The sequence below is a fragment of the Dyella agri genome, from assembly GCF_044904705.1.
GTDB classification, from domain to species: domain Bacteria; phylum Pseudomonadota; class Gammaproteobacteria; order Xanthomonadales; family Rhodanobacteraceae; genus Rhodanobacter_A; species Rhodanobacter_A agri.
The window spans coordinates 405,676-421,001 of sequence record NZ_JADIKL010000002.1 but is presented as its reverse complement, the minus strand read 5'-3'; the positions used below and the strand labels follow the sequence as shown (position 1 = coordinate 421,001).

At 68.5% G+C, this 15,326-nt stretch carries 11 protein-coding genes; 7 read left to right on the top strand and 4 right to left on the bottom strand.

What is annotated here, in order from left to right; all coding sequences use genetic code 11:
* Positions 1–283: 283 nt before the first annotated feature.
* A complete protein-coding gene (locus tag ISP14_RS04360; RefSeq protein ID WP_404536540.1) occupies positions 284–1,774 on the bottom strand; it encodes an alpha-L-fucosidase in 1,491 nt (496 codons plus the stop codon).
* A 122-nt stretch (positions 1,775–1,896) separates the two neighbouring features.
* Here ISP14_RS04360 and ISP14_RS04355 point away from each other — a divergent pair, with 122 nt between their 5' ends.
* The 5 genes from ISP14_RS04355 to ISP14_RS04335 all read left to right on the top strand — a co-directional run bounded on the left by ISP14_RS04355 (position 1,897) and on the right by ISP14_RS04335 (position 8,279).
* The gene (locus ISP14_RS04355) at positions 1,897–2,280 is read left to right on the top strand and encodes a GntR family transcriptional regulator (protein ID WP_404536538.1); all 384 of its coding nucleotides are present in this window, start codon (positions 1,897–1,899) and stop codon (positions 2,278–2,280) included.
* 1 nt (position 2,281) lies between these two features.
* Positions 2,282–3,043, top strand: coding sequence for a CPBP family intramembrane glutamic endopeptidase (locus ISP14_RS04350; protein WP_404536536.1), 762 nt, complete (start codon positions 2,282–2,284; stop codon positions 3,041–3,043).
* A gap of 68 nt (positions 3,044–3,111) precedes the next feature.
* On the top strand, positions 3,112–4,008 hold the full coding sequence (locus ISP14_RS04345) for an ABC transporter ATP-binding protein (protein WP_404536534.1): 897 nt from the start codon (positions 3,112–3,114) through the stop codon (positions 4,006–4,008).
* Positions 4,009–4,042: 34 nt separating this feature from the next.
* Positions 4,043–5,536 carry a hypothetical protein gene (locus ISP14_RS04340; protein ID WP_404536532.1) on the top strand — a complete coding sequence of 498 codons (1,494 nt, stop codon included), beginning with the start codon at positions 4,043–4,045 and terminating at the stop codon, positions 5,534–5,536.
* Positions 5,537–5,612: 76 nt separating this feature from the next.
* Positions 5,613–8,279, top strand: coding sequence for a M16 family metallopeptidase (locus tag ISP14_RS04335; protein ID WP_404536530.1), 2,667 nt, complete (start codon positions 5,613–5,615; stop codon positions 8,277–8,279).
* Positions 8,280–8,318: 39 nt separating this feature from the next.
* Here ISP14_RS04335 and ISP14_RS04330 read toward each other — a convergent pair whose 3' ends face one another.
* Positions 8,319–9,119, bottom strand: a complete 801-nt coding sequence (locus ISP14_RS04330) for a helix-turn-helix transcriptional regulator (RefSeq protein ID WP_404536528.1) — start codon at positions 9,117–9,119, stop codon at positions 8,319–8,321.
* 134 nt (positions 9,120–9,253) lie between these two features.
* Here ISP14_RS04330 and ISP14_RS04325 point away from each other — a divergent pair, with 134 nt between their 5' ends.
* Positions 9,254–10,306, top strand: coding sequence for a class I SAM-dependent methyltransferase (locus ISP14_RS04325; protein ID WP_404536526.1), 1,053 nt, complete (start codon positions 9,254–9,256; stop codon positions 10,304–10,306).
* A gap of 24 nt (positions 10,307–10,330) precedes the next feature.
* Here ISP14_RS04325 and ISP14_RS04320 read toward each other — a convergent pair whose 3' ends face one another.
* Positions 10,331–10,798 (bottom strand): Dps family protein, encoded by a 468-nt coding sequence (locus tag ISP14_RS04320; RefSeq protein WP_404536524.1) that lies wholly within the window; start codon positions 10,796–10,798, stop codon positions 10,331–10,333.
* 144 nt (positions 10,799–10,942) lie between these two features.
* Here ISP14_RS04320 and hrpA point away from each other — a divergent pair, with 144 nt between their 5' ends.
* Positions 10,943–15,112: an ATP-dependent RNA helicase HrpA gene (gene hrpA, locus ISP14_RS04315; RefSeq protein WP_404536522.1), complete on the top strand. Its 4,170-nt coding sequence runs from the start codon at positions 10,943–10,945 to the stop codon at positions 15,110–15,112.
* Here the strand turns inward: hrpA and ISP14_RS04310 are convergent.
* Positions 15,095–15,310, bottom strand: coding sequence for a hypothetical protein (locus tag ISP14_RS04310; protein ID WP_404536520.1), 216 nt, complete (start codon positions 15,308–15,310; stop codon positions 15,095–15,097). The genes hrpA and ISP14_RS04310 overlap by 18 nt on opposite strands.
* Between the last annotated feature and the right edge of the window lie 16 nt (positions 15,311–15,326).

The following is a 15,326-nucleotide window of genomic DNA, read 5'->3' as shown; positions in this document are numbered from 1 at the left end:
ATTCGCAGATTGTCGTGCGCGGCGCAGCCCGGACTGGCTGTCTGGGCAACACGCGTGCGGCGATATGCGGACCTTCTGGGCATCACCTCGTCAATTTGAATTCAAGCAGTTGAGGCCCGCCTGTGCTGGGGTTGATCAGACCAACCCCAAAGGCGGACCAAGCCGCGTGAGCTTAACCAATGCGCGGCAACAGTCTCAATAAATGCCGGCCGGGACGGTCAGCGCAAGCTCAGGCCCGGCGGCCGTTCCGGCCGCGCGGTGCCGGGAAACGCCTTGTCTGGGATCAGGTACGCACGGCCGGAATATGCAGCGTCCACGCCAGCGAACCCGCCAGCTGTCGGCGTAGCGCCTGGGGCAAGGCGATCTCGATGCCATCGCCTTGAGGCCGCCAAGCCAGCTCGCCACCTGCCCCCAGCACCTGCAGCTTCGCGCCAGGCGCCGGCTTGAACGAGCGCAACACGACGGTGGCCGGAGACTCCTGCTCGCCCTCGCCGGCCAGCCAGATCGCGTTGACGCTGCCGTCCTTGCCCTGGGTAAAGCGGAACGGGCCTTCGGCATAGGGCGCGATGGCCCGGCTGCCGTGGATGGCCGGGCCGTTGACCTGCATCCAGGCGCCGATGGCGCGCAGGCGATCCAGCGCCGCCGCCGGCAACTCGCCGTCGGGCTGTGGGCCGACGCCCAGCAGCAGGTTGCCGCCCTTGGCGACGATGCCGACCAGGGTGTGCACCAGCTCGCGCGGCGACTTGTACGTGTCGTGCGGGCTCCACGACCACGAGCCGCCCGCCGTCATGCAGGTTTCCCACGGGTACGGCAGTGGCTTGTCGGGCACCGCCTGTTCGGGCGTGCGGTAGTTCTCGTAAGGCCCGCTGACGTCGCGGTCGACCAGCACGATGCCCGGCTGGTTGCGGCGCGCGATCGCGGCCAGCCCCGGCATGTCGATGTCCTGCGCCCACGGCACGTCCATGCCGTAGGCCTTGGCGTCCGGATGCGCGTTCGCGTTCACCCAGCCGGCATCCAGCCACATCAGGTCGACGCGGCCGTACTGCGTGGTGAGTTCGTTGATCTGCGCGTGGGTGAAATCGACGAAGCGCTTCCACATCTCCGGGTACTTGCGCACGTCGTAGTTGTTGTTGCGGTCCGGCGTGGCCCACAGCGGCGACCAGTAGTCCGGGTGGTGCCAATCGGCCTTGGAGAAATACGCGCCGATACCGAAATCCCGCTGGCGGAACGCATCGAACACCGCCTTGGCGATGTTGGCGCGCGGGTTGGCGTGGTAAGGCACGTCGGGCGCGGTGACGCGGTAACCGGTCTGCGCCGTGTCGAACATGCAGAAGCCGTCGTGGTGCTTGGTGGTGAACACCAGGTAGCGCATGCCGGCGCCGTGTGCGGCCTCGGCCCACTTCGCCGGATCGAACTTCACCGGATTGAACTTCGTCCGCAGCTGTTCGTAGCGCTGCTTCCACTCCACATAACCGACGCCGCCGGGGCGCTTGATCCAGTCCTCCGAGCACAGCGTCCACGACTCGACAATGCCGAGCACGCTGTAGATGCCCCAGTGCAGGATGAGCCCGAACTTCCAGTCCGACCACTGCGCCAGCTTCTGCTTCACCAACGGATCGGTGACCGGCACGTAGCCGTCGCCCGTGGGTTTGGCGTGTTCCTGCTGCGCAACCTTTGCCGCGTCCTTCGCCTGCTCCTGGCCCACGCTTTCGCCGAAGGGGGCCAGCAGAGCCAGCGCTCCAACACCCTGCAACATGCGGCGGCGGGTGACCATGGGCGACTCCTCTTTTGGCAACGGGCAAGGGTCCAAGTCTTGCACAGGCCACGCCCCGGCACCGACGCCCTGCCACAGGTCATGCTTGACGCCGGCCCAAGTGTATTGTTGTATTGATACACATGGATGCCTCCCTGCTCACCATTCAACCGAACGCCCCCGAGCCGATCTACCGGCAGATCGTGGAGCAGCTGCGCCGGCTGATCGCCAGCGGCCAGCTCGCCAGCGGCGACCTGCTGCCTTCCGTGCGCGACGTGGCCGGCTTTCACGCCATCAATCCGATGACCGTGTCGCGCGCCTACGGCCTGGCCGAGACCGAGGGCTTGCTGGAACGCCTGCGCGGCAAAGGCATGGCCGTGGCCGCCACGCCGCGTCCCGTGCATACGCAGGTGCAGCGGCTGGCATTGCTGGAACCGCAGTTGCTGGAGCTGGCGCGCCACGCACGCGAGCTGGAGCTGCCGTCCGAGCCCGTGTTGCGCCGGCTGTCGAAACTGCTGGGGGAATGACATGCTCGCCACGTTTGCCGTCGCCATCCTCGCGCTCTACCTGCTCATCGCCGAACCGCTGCTGGGCCGCCGCGCGCACAACCGTCTGCTAAGCGCACTGGATGCGGGCCGCCCGGATGCGCGACGCCGCTTCTATCGCCGATGGATCTGGCAGGGCTGGGCGCTGCTGCTGGTGACGCTGATCGTGACCCTGGGCCTGGCCGGCTGGGCACCCGCGCGACTGGGCCTTGGCTGGCCGCATTGGCCTGCTGGCGTCACCGGCGGCCTGCTGGTCGGCCTGGCGGCAGGCGTGGGGCTGGCCTCCGCGAGTGGCCTTGTCACCAGCTGGATGAAGACCCGCCAGCGCAAAGGCATGCCGCCGGCGCAACCGCTGCGCGTCGGCAACGGTTACCAGCTGCTGCGCATGCTGCCGCGCACGCCCGCCGAACGCAGGAGCTTCGCCGCGCTGTCGCTCACCGCCGGCATCACCGAGGAAGTGATCTGGCGCGGCTTCGGCCTGGGCCTGCTGTTCGCGTTGTTGCCGCAGGCGCCGGTCGCGGTGTCCATCGTGCTGGCGGCGCTGGCGTTCGGCTGGGCCCATCTCTACCAGGGCCGAACCGGCATCCTGGTCACCGGCGTACTCGGCGGGCTGTTCGCCTGGCTGTACTGGGCGACCGGCAGCTTGCTGCTGCCGATGCTGCTGCACGTGCTGGTCGACCTGCGCGCCGCTTTCCTGCCGGTGCCGGCCGACGCGCCAGCCATGGCCGGAACACCGGCGCCTTGACAGTTCCGGCGCCGCGCGGGGGCGTCGCCACACCATCAACACCAGATCGAACGATACGGGGAAGGACCATGAACGCCATGCTTCGCGAAAAGGAATCCACCGCCGCTGCACCGCTGGCCGCGCACGGCCTCACGCACAGCTACGAGGGCAGCAACGTGCTGCGCGGCGTGGACCTTGCGTTGGAACCGGGCAGCGTGCTGGGCCTGATCGGACGCAACGGCGCCGGCAAATCCACGCTGATCCGCGCCATGCTCGGTCTGCTCAAGCCGCTGTCCGGCAACACATTCGTGTTCGGCGAACCGGCGCTGAAGCTTTCCGACGCCGCCAAGGCCCGCCTCGCCTACGTGCCGCAGCAGCCCGAAGCGCTGGCGTGGCTCACTGCGCAGCAAATGCTGGATTACGTGGGCCGTTTTTATCCACGATGGGATGCGGATTTCGCCGGCACGACGCTGGAGCGCTGGAAGATCCTGCCCAACAAGCTGCTGGGCAAACTGTCGCCGGGCGAACGCCAGCGCGTCGACCTGATCCGCGCACTGGCCTCGCAGCCGGAGTTACTGGTGCTGGACGAACCTGCCGCCGCGCTCGACCCCGTGGCCCGCCGCGAACTGCTGCGCGAAGTGGCGCTGCGCGCAGGCGAAAGCGGCACCACGGTGCTGTTCTCCACCCACATCGTCTCCGACCTCGAACGCGTGGCGTCGGAAATCGCCTTCCTGCACGAAGGCCGCCTGTTGCTGCGCTGTGGCGTGGACGAAACCAAGGAACGCTACGCCCGCCTGTGGCTGCCCGCATCGAAGAGCGCCGCCGCGCCCGCACAGGCCTTGAGCCGACGCCGCCACGACGACGGCAGCCTGAGCATGGTGGTGGAGCGCGACATGCACGGCCACTGGCCCGAAGCCGCCAACCTGCCCGGCGCACGCATCGACGCCCTGGGGCTGGAAGATCTGTTCGTGGAGATCGCGGAATGAAACGGCACGAGACCCACCGCCTGGGAGACAAGATATGCGCCTGAGCGATGTATTGCTGGTGCCGTGGCGCGCCACCCGCCGCCCGCTGCGATGGCTGTCGCTGATCATCGTGATCGCCTGCTGCCTGGGCGCGGCGGCGATTGGCCACTTCGCACACGATCCCGACGGGTGGCTGGCCAGCACGATGGTGCTCTGCCTGGGCGCCGCCTATGCCTGGGCGTTCTGGCTGTCCACCACGCTGCTGCTGGCGATCGACGCGCGCAAGCTGCGGCTGCCGGGTGTCGAAGGCACCGTGCATGCCAGCATGCTGGTGTACGGCGTCCTTACGGTAGCGGTGCCCACGCTGCTGATCGGCGCGTTCGGTGCCGACGCATCGCGCGTGGCCTTGCTGACAGCATGGGCCGTGGCCGGCGGCCTCGCCTTTGTCCTGCTGCCGCGTTGGTGCGCCATGCTGGTCGGCTTCCTGCCCGCATTGGGCACGAGCGTGCGCCATTTTTTCCAGCTGCCGCCGTTTTCCGATCCGCGCTGGCTGACCTGGGGCGTACTGGCGCTGGTCGTGCTGGCGGTGGTGGACGTGCTGCGCTGGCGCCAACTGCTGCGCAACGACACGGACAACGAACTGGGTTTCGGCAGCGCGATGGTGTTGCAGTTCCGCCGTCAAGGCGCCACGGGCAACTGGAGCGGCCTGCAACAGATGGACAGCGGGCAGATGATCCGCCAGCGCCCGGATTGGATGCAGCCGCGTGCCGACCTGCGCCGCACCGGGCCGCAGTCGCCGGTGCGGGCATTGCGGGTGGCGCTGGGCGGCTGGTACATGCCCAAGACCGTGACCGGCCACCTGCGCGCTGCGGCGCCGGCACTGCTGCCGATGCTGGTGATGATTCCGGTGATGTCGCTGATGTTCGCGGGAAATCACCGTGCCGATGCCAGCAACTCCACCCTGATCGGCTTCGGCGTCGGCCTGTTGTGGGGTGTACTGTTCGGATGCCTCTTGCTCACTGCCATGGTCACGGTACTGATACGCCAGCGCTGGCAACGCAACAATGCCGAGCTGCCGCTGCTGGCCCTGCTGCCGGGACTGGGCGACGCGCGGCATATGCGGCACAACCTGCTGCGCGCCACGCTCACCATTCCGCTGGTGACGCAGTTGCTGCTGTCGGCCGCCATGCTGGCCGCCGCCCTCGTTGCCGCACGCTTCGTGCATCTGGGCAGCGTCACTCTGTTGCTGATCGCACTGCCCCAGCTTGCCGCGGCCGGCACGATGGTCACGCAGGTGTTGTGCACGCTGGGCGGCCGCAAGCTGCCGACCTGGGGCGAATGGCTGATCTACGTCCCGTTCTTCGTGCTGTTCTTCCTCAGCATCTTCCTTCCGGTCACCACGATGGGCAACCATCCATGGCAGGGCGCCAGCCTTGCCCAGCCCTTGCTGCTGGCCGCCTGGGTAGTGATGGCGATGGTGCTGACCTGGCTCGGCCGCCGCGGCTGGCGCGGCCTGCTGGCGCGACCGCATCCATTCATGCCGAATTGACGACTATGCGACGCCTATCCGCCACCTCGGCAGGCGAGGTTCGCGCCCACCTTCTCGAACGACACCAGGAAGCCCGATGAAGAGACAAGCTCTGCGACTGGCCGCTGCCATCGGCCTCGCCCTCGCCGCCGGCAGCACGATCGCCGCGACCGGCGGCGCCGACGTCACCCGCGCCACCCTCGACAACGGCCTGCGCGTGGTGATCGTGCGCGACACGCTGGCGCCGGTGGTGACCACCGAAATGAACTACCTCGCCGGTTCCGACGAGGTGCCCGCCGGCTTCCCCGGCACCGCGCACGCAGTGGAGCACATGATGTTCCGCGGCAGCCCGGGTCTGAGCAAGGACCAGCTCGCGGCCATCGCGGCAAACATGGGCGGCGCGTTCAACGCCGACACCACGCAGGGCGTGACGCAGTACTACTTCGTGGCGCCGGCGCAGGACCTCGACGTGGCGCTGCACGTGCAGAGCCTGCGCATGCGCGGCGTGGATATGGACCCGAAAGAGTGGAACAAGGAGCGCGGCGCGATCGAACAGGAAGTCTCGCGCGACCTGTCCAGCCCCGACTTCAAGTTCTACAGCCAGCTGCTGGAGCAGATGTTCTCTGGCACGCCCTACGCGCACACGCCGCTGGGCACGCGGCCCTCGTTCGAGAAGACCACGGCGGCGATGCTGAAGGATTTCCACGACACCTGGTATGCGCCGAACAACGCGATCCTGGTGATCGCGGGCGACGTCGACCCCGCCGCCACGCTGGCGAAGGTGAAGCAGGAATTCGGCGGCATCGCGCGCAAGACGTTGCCGGCGCGGCCCGCATTCGCGTTCAAGCCGGTGACGGCGAAGACGGTCGAGCTGCCCACCGACAGCCCCTATGGCTCGGTCTACCTGGGCTATCGCATGCCGGGCCTCACCTCCAAGGAATACGCCACCGCGCTGGTGCTGAGCCAGGCGCTGGGCTCGCAGCGCGCAGCGCTGGCCGGCATGCGCTTCGACGGCACCGCGCTGTACGGCGGCTTCTTCGGCGACTCCATGCCGCAGGCCGGCCTGGGCATGGCGGTGGGCATCTTCCCCAAGGGCGGCAACCCGCAGCCGATCCTCGCGAAGATGCAGGCCATCCTCGCCGAGGCGGCCAGCAAGGGCGTCGATCCCGCGCTGGTGGACGCCGCCAAGCGCACGGCGGTCGCCGACCTCGAATTCAAGAAGAACTCGGTGGACGGCCTCGCCAACGCATGGTCGCATGCGCTGGCCTTCCAGGGCGCCGAATCGCCCGACACGATCAAGGCCGCGATCGAGGCGGTGACGCCGGCCGCAGTGAATGCACTGGCGAAGCAGACCTTCGACCCCGCCCACGCGATCACCGCGATCCTTACCCCCGAGAGCTCAGGCAAGCCGGTGGCCGGCAAGGGTTTCGGCGGCGCCGAAAGCTTCGCCTCCAGCCCCGACAAGCCGGTGCAGCTGCCTGACTGGGCGGAGCAGGCGTTCGCCAAGCTTGAGGTGCCGAAATCCTCGCTGAAGCCGGTCTCGTACACCTTGCCGAACGGCCTGACCTTGATCGTGCAGCCGGAGTCGATCAGCGACACGGTGGAGCTGTACGGCCGCATCAAGACCAACGAAGACCTGCAAGCACCCAAGGGCGAGGAAGGCGTGGCCGACGTGCTGGATGGCCTGTTCCCGTTCGGCACCGCCAGCATGGACCGCCTGCAATTCCAACAGGCGCTGGACACGATCAGCGCGCACGAAAGCGCCGGCACCAGCTTCTCGCTGGCGGTTCCGTCCGCGCACTTCGCCGAAGGCGTGAAGCTGCTCGCCGACAACGAGTTGCACCCGGCGCTGCCGGCGCAGGCGTTCGCGGTGGTGCAGCAGCAGACCGCCGGCATGGTGGCCGGCGAGCTGCAATCGCCCGATTTCCTGTTCGAGCTGGGCCTTGGCAAGGCGTTGCTGCCCGCCGACGACCCGCAGCTGCGCCATGCCACGCCGCAGGACGTGATGGCACTGACCCTGGACAAGGCAAAGCAGTACTACACGCAGACCTTCCGCCCCGACATGACCACGATCGTGGTCGTGGGCAAGGTCGATCCCGCGCAGGCAAGACACCTGGTGGAACAGGCCTTCGGCGACTGGAAAGCCACCGGGCCGAAACCCGCCACCGATTACGCCGCCGTACCCGCGAACCGGCCCGGCAGGCTGCGCGTACCCGACAGCAGCGCGGTGCAGGACAGCGTGGACATGGCGCAGACCATCGGCGTCACCTACGACGACCCTTCGCGCTATGCGATCAACCTCGGCAACCAGGTGCTGGGCGGCGGGTTCTACGCCTCGCGCCTCACCCGCGATCTCCGCGAGAAGCATGGCCTGGTCTACACCGTGGGCGTGAGCCTGGACGCCGACAAACACCGCGGCACCTACAAGGTGTCCTTCGGCTGCGACCCGGACAAGGTGGGCGCCGCCGGCGCGCTGGTGGTGCAGAACCTCAAGCGGATGCAGCAGGAGCCGGTGAGCGACACCGAACTGCGGCAGGCCAAGGGCATCCTGTTGCGCCGTATCCCGCTGGGCGAATCCAGCTTCGGCGCGATCGGCGGCCAGCTGCTCACGCTGTCGCTGCAGGGCAAGCCGCTGGATGCGATGACCGTCGCCGGCCAGCACTACCTGGAGCTGACCGCACCGCAGGTGCAAGAAGCCTTCGCGAAACACGTGCGCCCGGATGCGCTGGTCACCGCGGTGAAGGGGCCGGCACCGAAGGGTTGAGATGGCAGCGGGCCGTGGAAACGTCCCACGGCCCGCGTTTCACCGCGGCGATGGCATGTAACCGGGACGCGATGGCGGCGACTTTCGCCCGGCGCTCCTCGCCTCGCCGCCACGCCTGTCTTCGGCAGGAATCGCCAAGGCGCCGGACGCGGCCGGAATGCGCGGCTGGCGGCAGGGTGCGACGAAGCGCTGCAACTGAGTCACCAGCTGGCTCTGACTATGCATCAGCGTCTTCTCGAACACGCGCTTGAGATGATTGCGGGCGGTGCCTTCGCCTATCAGCAGCAGGCGGGCGCAATCCCGCAGCGAGCGGCCTTCGGCCAGCAAGGCGGCCAGCGCGGCCTCGCGCGGGGTGAGCCCGAACACCTCGGCGATGGCCTCGCGGGGGACCGACATACGGCCGTTGGGATCGGTGATGAAGATCGCCACCCATGGCTGCGGCGTGGTGGTGAGCGGACACAGGTTGAGCAGCAGCGGCAGGCGCAACGAGGGGCGCGGCAACGCAAGACGCATTCTGCCGCGCAAGGAAGCGCCGTCGCCCGGCACGCCCCGTCCGGCCAACGCCACGGCGCGGCGCAGGCGGCGCGTGCAGCTGGCGGTGGCCGCATGCAGGCCATCGAGCTGCATGGCCAGGCCATCGTGTTCGGCCAGGATGACGCTCGCCTGCCGGTTCAGGTAGTGCGGACGCGCCGCCGCATCGACGAGGATCACGCCGGTCACTAGCCGATCGAGCATCTGACGCAGGGCGGCAACGGGAATCGGCGGCCCGGAGAAATCCCTCGCATCGTCCGGCGACGCGATGATTTCCCACAGATCGAAGTGTTGCTGACGCTTTCCCATGATGACCTCGCGGCCACCGATGCCGACCTGATCGCCCTGTCCTGTTTGGGACAGGCAGCAGCGCGGACGACGGCGTAAACAGGGCTCTCATCCTACTCCGCTGTCGCAGGGGCGGCAGCGATGCGAGCGATCCCATGTCAGTCGATATAGAGCGTTTGCAGGCCTTTCTGGGCAAGGCCGTCGGCGATCTCGGAGCGGCCATCAGCGCCACCTTGATCCTGGTGGGCGACGAACTCGGCTTCTACAGGACGCTGGCCGCCGGCCCGCTCAGCTCGGCCGAACTGGCGAAACGCACCGATACCTCCGAGCGTTATGTGCGTGAGTGGCTGGCCAACCAGGCGGCCGGCGGCTACGTCGAATACGACGCCGCCAGCGACACCTACAGCCTCAACGAGGAGCAGGCGCTGTGCCTCGCCGATCCGGACGGGCCAGCCGACCTGCCGGGCGCCTATGCCCTCGTCGAGGCGGTATTTCATGCCAAGCCGCGCACGCTGGAACATTTCCGCAACGGCCAGGGCATGGAATGGGGCGAACACCATCCCTGCCTGTTCCGCGGTTGCGAGCGCTTCTTCCGCGGCGGCTACAACGCCAACCTGGTCGGCTCCTGGTTGCCGGCGCTGGAGGGCGTGGTGGACAAGCTGGGCAAGGGCGCGCGGGCGGCGGACGTCGGTTGCGGCCACGGCGCCAGCACGATCCTGATGGCGAAATCGTTCCCGAACTCGACCTTCGTCGGCTACGACTACCACGCCCCTTCGATCGATGTTGCGCGGGAGCGCGCCAAGATGGCAGGCGTGCAGAACGCCAGCTTTGAAGTAGCCGACAGCACAAGCTATGCCGGCAAGGACTACGACCTGGTCACCTTCTTCGACTGCCTGCACGACATGGCCGACCCGGTGGGCGCAGCCAGGCACGCGCGGCAGGCCTTGAAGGATGACGGCAGCTGCATGCTGGTGGAGCCCTTTGCGGGAGACCGCGTGCAGGACAACCTCAATCCGGTAGGACGCGTGTACTACGGCGCTTCCTCGCAGATCTGCGTACCGGTGTCGCTGGCCCGCAAGGGACCGGCGCTGGGCGCGCAGGCCGGCGAGGCGCGCCTGCGCGAGGTGATGGTCGATGGCGGCGGCTTCCAGCGCTTCCGCCGCGCCACCGAGACGCCGTTCAATATCGTGCTGGAGGCGCGCCCTTGAGGAGCGCGCCCCACACGCGGCGACTCACTTCAGCAGCGAACGCAGCATCCACGCAGTCTTCTCGTGCGCCTTCAGGCGGCCGGTGAGCATGTCGGCGGTGCCTTCGTCGCCGGCCTTGTCGGCGACCTTGATCGCAGCGCGTGCGGTGTGCGCGGCGATCTCGTGGCCCTCCACCAGCTGGTTCACCATCGTCTTCCATTCCGGCACGCCGGCCTCCTCCTTGATCGAGGTGAGCTTGGCGAACTGGCTGTAGGAGCCGGGTGCGAACACATCCAGCGTGCGGATGCGCTCGGCCACTTCGTCGGCGGCCAGCCACAGCTCGTTGTACTGGGTCTCGAACATCGCGTGCAGGCTGTTGAACTGCGGTCCCGTGACGTTCCAGTGGAAACTGTGGGTCTTGAGGTACAGCGAGTAGGTGTCGGCCAGCAGCTTCGACAACTGCTTGGCGATGGCTTCGCGATCTTTCCTGGCGATACCGATGTTCGTGGCCATGGGTTCTCCTCCGATTGGCTGCTTGGCAAGAATGGGACAACAGTAGCCACGCACCGCGTGCAGGTGAAATGAATCCTTGCGATGCCGTCGATAGCGGCAGGCTATCGGGCTACCGGCTCGCCTGCCGTTATCATTCGCGGTTCCATGAACGACACGAACCGCTCTTCGCCCGCCCCCCTCTCCCCGCGCGACCTGCGCCGTGCGCTCGACGGTGTGTACAGCCGCGATTTCGGCCGCCTGTTGGGGCGCTGGCGAGGGCTGTCGAAACGCCCCGACGACAAGAAGCTGGCGGCGCTGGTCGCCGATATCGAGGCCTCCACGGCGCGGCGTCAGGCGCGCGTCGCGGCCAAACCCGCGATCCGGCTGGACGAATCGCTGCCGATCACTGCGCGTGCCGACGAGATCGTCAAGCTGATCCGCGAACACCAGGTCGTAGTGATCGCCGGCGAGACCGGCTCGGGCAAGACCACGCAGCTGCCCAAGCTCTGCCTCGCCGCGGGCCGCGGCGAGGCAGGGCTGATCGGCTGCACCCAGCCGCGCCGGCTGGCCGCGCGCTCCGTGGCGCGCCGCGTCGCGGAGGAGCTGGGCACGCAGCTCGGCGACCAGGTGGGCTTCCAGGTGCGCTTCACCGACCAGGTGAGCGAGCGCACGCTGGTGAAATTCATGACCGACGGCATCCTGCTCGCCGAGACGCAGGGCGACCCGTGGCTGTCGGCCTATGACACGCTGATCATCGACGAGGCGCACGAGCGCAGCCTCAACATCGACTTCCTGCTCGGCTACCTCAAGCGGCTCGCGGTAAAGCGCCCCGACCTCAAGATCATCGTCACCTCGGCCACCATCGACACGGCGCGCTTCGCCGAGCATTTCAGCGGCGCACCGGTGGTGTCGGTGGAAGGCCGCGCGTACCCGGTGGAGCTGCGCTGGCGGCCGGTCGACCAGCTCGGCGGCGAGCGAGCGCGCGGCCTGGGCCAGGGCAGCGCCGAACACATCGCCGCCGTGCTCGACGAGATCGTCGCCGACCGCAGCCTGGGCAGCGGCCCGGGCGACGTTCTGGTGTTCCTGCCCGGCGAGCGCGAAATCCGCGACGCGCACCTGTTGCTGTCGCGCCGGCAGTATCGCGAGACCGAGATCCTGCCGCTGTACGCGCGCCTCTCCGCCGCCGACCAGGACCGCGTATTCAAGCCCGGCCCCAAGCGTCGCGTGGTGCTGGCGACGAACGTGGCCGAGACCTCGCTCACCGTGCCGCGCATCCGTTACGTGGTCGACACCGGCAGCGCGCGGGTGAAGCGCTACAGCCAGCGCAGCCAACTCGAACGCCTGCATGTGGAGCCGGTCTCGCAGGCTGCCGCCGACCAGCGCAAGGGCCGCTGCGGCCGCATCGGCCCGGGCATCTGCTACCGCCTCTACGACGAAGCGGATTTCGCTTCGCGCAACGCATTCACCGATCCCGAGCTGCTGCGCTCCTCGCTGGCCAACGTGATCCTGCGCATGCTGGCGCTGAAGCTGGGCGAGGTGGACGACTTCCCCTTCCTCGACGCACCCGATCCGCGCGTGGTGGCCGACGGCTACCGCCGCCTCGCGGAGATCGGCGCCATCGACGACGCCCGCGCGCTCACCGCGATCGGCCGCACGCTGGCGAAGCTGCCGATCGACGTGCAGCTGGCACGCATGCTGGTGGAAAGCGACAAGCTGGGTGCACTGCGCGAACTGCTGACGGTGGTGTCCTTCCTCAGCATCCAGGACCCGCGCGAACGCCCCGCCGACGCCCGCCAACAGGCCGACGCCGCGCATGCGGCCTTCGCCGATCCGAAATCCGATTTCGTGGGCGTGCTGAACCTCTGGCGCGACTACGGCAAGGCGCACGAAGAACTCACCCAGTCCAAGCTGCGCGACTGGTGCTCGCGGCACTTCCTCAGCTTCATGCGCATGCGCGAGTGGCGCGAGCTGCACCGGCAGTTGCTGCTGGTGGTGCAGGAGCTGGGCTGGAAGCTCGACGCTGTTTCTCCCTCTCCCCAGCGGAGAAGCCACATCGCATCTCCCTCTCCCCTCCGGGGAGGCCACATCGCATCTCCCTCTCCCCTCCGGGGAGGCCACATCGCATCTCCCTCTCCCCTCGGGGGAGAGGGGCGGGGTGAGGGGTCGAGCTTGCGAAACAGCGGCAAGGGCAAGCGCGCTTCGCATGAGCGTTTGAGCAAGCCCCAGCCGCTCACCTCAATCCCCTCCCCGGAGGGGAGAGGAGGCGAAGGCGGAAAGCGCGTTATTGATGAAGAGGCCGCGGCGTCCCGTCTCTTCGAGACGATCCACCGCAGCCTCCTGGCCGGCCTGCCTACGCAAGTCGGCCGCAAGGACGAGCGCGGCGTCTACCAGGGCACCCGCGAACGCAAGTTCCAGGTCTTCCCCGGCTCCGCGCTGGCAAAGGTTCCGCCGAACTGGGTGTTCGCCGCGCAGATCCTCGACGTGGGCGGCAAGGTGTGGGCGATGATGTGCGCCCGCATCGAACCCGCCTGGGTCGAGCAGCAGGCCGCGCACCTGCTGAAATCCAGCTGCCGTGACGCGCACTGGTCGAAGAAACGCGGCTGTGTGGTCGCCTACGAGCAAGTGAGCCTGTTCGGCCTGAACCTGGTCGAGCGCCGCGCGGTGACGTTCGAGAAACAAGACCCCGCGCTGGCCCACGAGATCTTCCTGCGCGAGGCGCTGGCCCGTGGCGACATCGAAGCGCGCGCCGATTTCGTGCGCGCCAACCAGCGCGTGCTGGAGGATGCGCAAGGTATCGAGGCCAGGCAGCGCCGCGAAGGCCTGATCCGCCACGAGGACGCGCTGGTCGATTTCTTCCGCGGCAAGCTGCCAGAAGACATTTCCAGCAGCCGCGCCCTGGACGCGTGGTATCGCCATGCGCGCCCGGCCGAACAGGCCGCGCTGCGCTGGTCGCTGGACGACGTGATGGTGGGCGGCGCCGGGCTTGATCCCAAGGCCTTCCCCGCGGCGCTGGTCGACGACGCGCAGCGCTACCGCCTCGAATACCGTTTCGTACCGGGCGACGAGGCCGATGGCGTCACCCTGCATCTGCCGCTGGCGATGCTCAATGCCCTGCCCGCCGCGCGCTGCGAATGGCTGGTGCCGGGTCTGCTCGCCGACAAGGTGGCCGAACTGATCCGTGGCCTGCCCAAGGCGCTGCGCCGCAACTTCGTGCCCGCGCCGGATTTCGCGCGCGCCTTTGCCGAAGCCGAGGCGCCGCGCGACCAGCCGCTGGCCAAGGCGCTGGCCGCCTTCCTCAAGCGCACCACCGGGGTCGACATCGACGCCGGCGAATTCGACGCCGTGGAACTCGCGCCGCACTACCTGATGCGCTACCGCGTACACGACGACAGCGGACGTACGCTGGCCGCCGGCCGCAACCTCGCCGCGTTGCGCGCGGACTGGGAGGGACGCGCCCGCGAGGCGTTCTCGCGCAAGACCGACGTAGAGCTCACCCGCGAGGATGTCGTCGCGTGGGACTTCGAGGAAATCCCGCGCGAGGTGCGTTCCGGCGGCGGCTTGCTGGCCTTCCCGGCGCTGGTCGACCTCGGCGATGCCGTGGCGCTGCGCGTGTTCGAACGCCGTGACGAGGCCGCTGCCGCGCACGGGGACGGCGTGCTGCGCCTGTTGCGCAACGCACTGGCCAGCGAAATGAAACAGGCGCGCCGGCGCCTGCCCATCGCCAACCCGCTGGCGCTGAAGTACGCACCGCTCGGCGGCGTGGACTGCCTGCGCGAAGACCTGGTCGAAGGCGGCTTCACCGACCTCGTCGCGCGGCTCGATCTCGACGCGCGCAGCGCCGGCGCCTTCGAGGCACTGCGCACCCAGGCCACGCGCGAATTGTTCGGCTGCGCCGTCGAACGGCTGAAACTCGCCGAACCCGCCATCGAGGCGCAAGCCGAACTGAAACCGTGGATGCAGCCGCCGCTGCTGGGCTTCGCGCGCGCCAGCTACGACGACTTGCGCGAGCAGCTCGATGCCTTGCTCGCCTCCGGCTTCCTGCGCGAACTGCCGCTGACGCGGCTCGCGCACTATCCGCGCTACCTCAAGGCCATGCGCCTGCGCGGCGAACGCCTGCGGCAAGACCCGACGAAGGACCAGCAACGCATGCTGCAGGTGCTGCCCTATTGGCGCGAGTACCTGAAGCACCGCGCCGCCGGCGACGGCAACCTCGACGAGCTGCGCTGGCTGATCGAGGAATGGCGTGTGTCGCTGTTCGCACAGGAGCTGAAGACCGCCGAGCCGGTGTCGGCCAAGCGCCTCGCCAAGGCGCTGGAATCAGTCGCGGCGCCGTGACCGGCGCTGCCGCCACGCCGCGGCCACCACGACCACGGTGGACAGCAGGCCGAAGGCGGACCCCAGCGCCGGATGCTGCCGCGCCAGCTCGGTCGGCGAGGGCGCGCCCGCGTCGCTCCACGCCATCAGCAGCCAGGCCCCGAACAAGGTGACGCCTGCGGCCAGGGCGGCCGCCAGCAGGGATTGCAGCCTGCGCATGAATGGGTCTCGAAAG

What these genes read in the sequence shown, in the direction of transcription:
- ISP14_RS04340 (WP_404536532.1), top strand. Translation starts at nt 4,043, where the DNA reads ATGCGCCTGAGCGATGTATTGCTGGTGCCGTGGCGCGCCACCCGCCGC.
- ISP14_RS04350 (WP_404536536.1), top strand. Translation starts at nt 2,282, where the DNA reads ATGCTCGCCACGTTTGCCGTCGCCATCCTCGCGCTCTACCTGCTCATC.
- ISP14_RS04320 (WP_404536524.1), bottom strand. Translation starts at nt 10,798, where the DNA reads ATGGCCACGAACATCGGTATCGCCAGGAAAGATCGCGAAGCCATCGCC.
- ISP14_RS04360 (WP_404536540.1), bottom strand. Translation starts at nt 1,774, where the DNA reads ATGGTCACCCGCCGCCGCATGTTGCAGGGTGTTGGAGCGCTGGCTCTG.
- ISP14_RS04325 (WP_404536526.1), top strand. Translation starts at nt 9,254, where the DNA reads ATGTCAGTCGATATAGAGCGTTTGCAGGCCTTTCTGGGCAAGGCCGTC.
- ISP14_RS04345 (WP_404536534.1), top strand. Translation starts at nt 3,112, where the DNA reads ATGAACGCCATGCTTCGCGAAAAGGAATCCACCGCCGCTGCACCGCTG.
- ISP14_RS04335 (WP_404536530.1), top strand. Translation starts at nt 5,613, where the DNA reads ATGAAGAGACAAGCTCTGCGACTGGCCGCTGCCATCGGCCTCGCCCTC.
- ISP14_RS04310 (WP_404536520.1), bottom strand. Translation starts at nt 15,310, where the DNA reads ATGCGCAGGCTGCAATCCCTGCTGGCGGCCGCCCTGGCCGCAGGCGTC.
- hrpA (WP_404536522.1), top strand. Translation starts at nt 10,943, where the DNA reads ATGAACGACACGAACCGCTCTTCGCCCGCCCCCCTCTCCCCGCGCGAC.
- ISP14_RS04355 (WP_404536538.1), top strand. Translation starts at nt 1,897, where the DNA reads ATGGATGCCTCCCTGCTCACCATTCAACCGAACGCCCCCGAGCCGATC.
- ISP14_RS04330 (WP_404536528.1), bottom strand. Translation starts at nt 9,119, where the DNA reads ATGGGAAAGCGTCAGCAACACTTCGATCTGTGGGAAATCATCGCGTCG.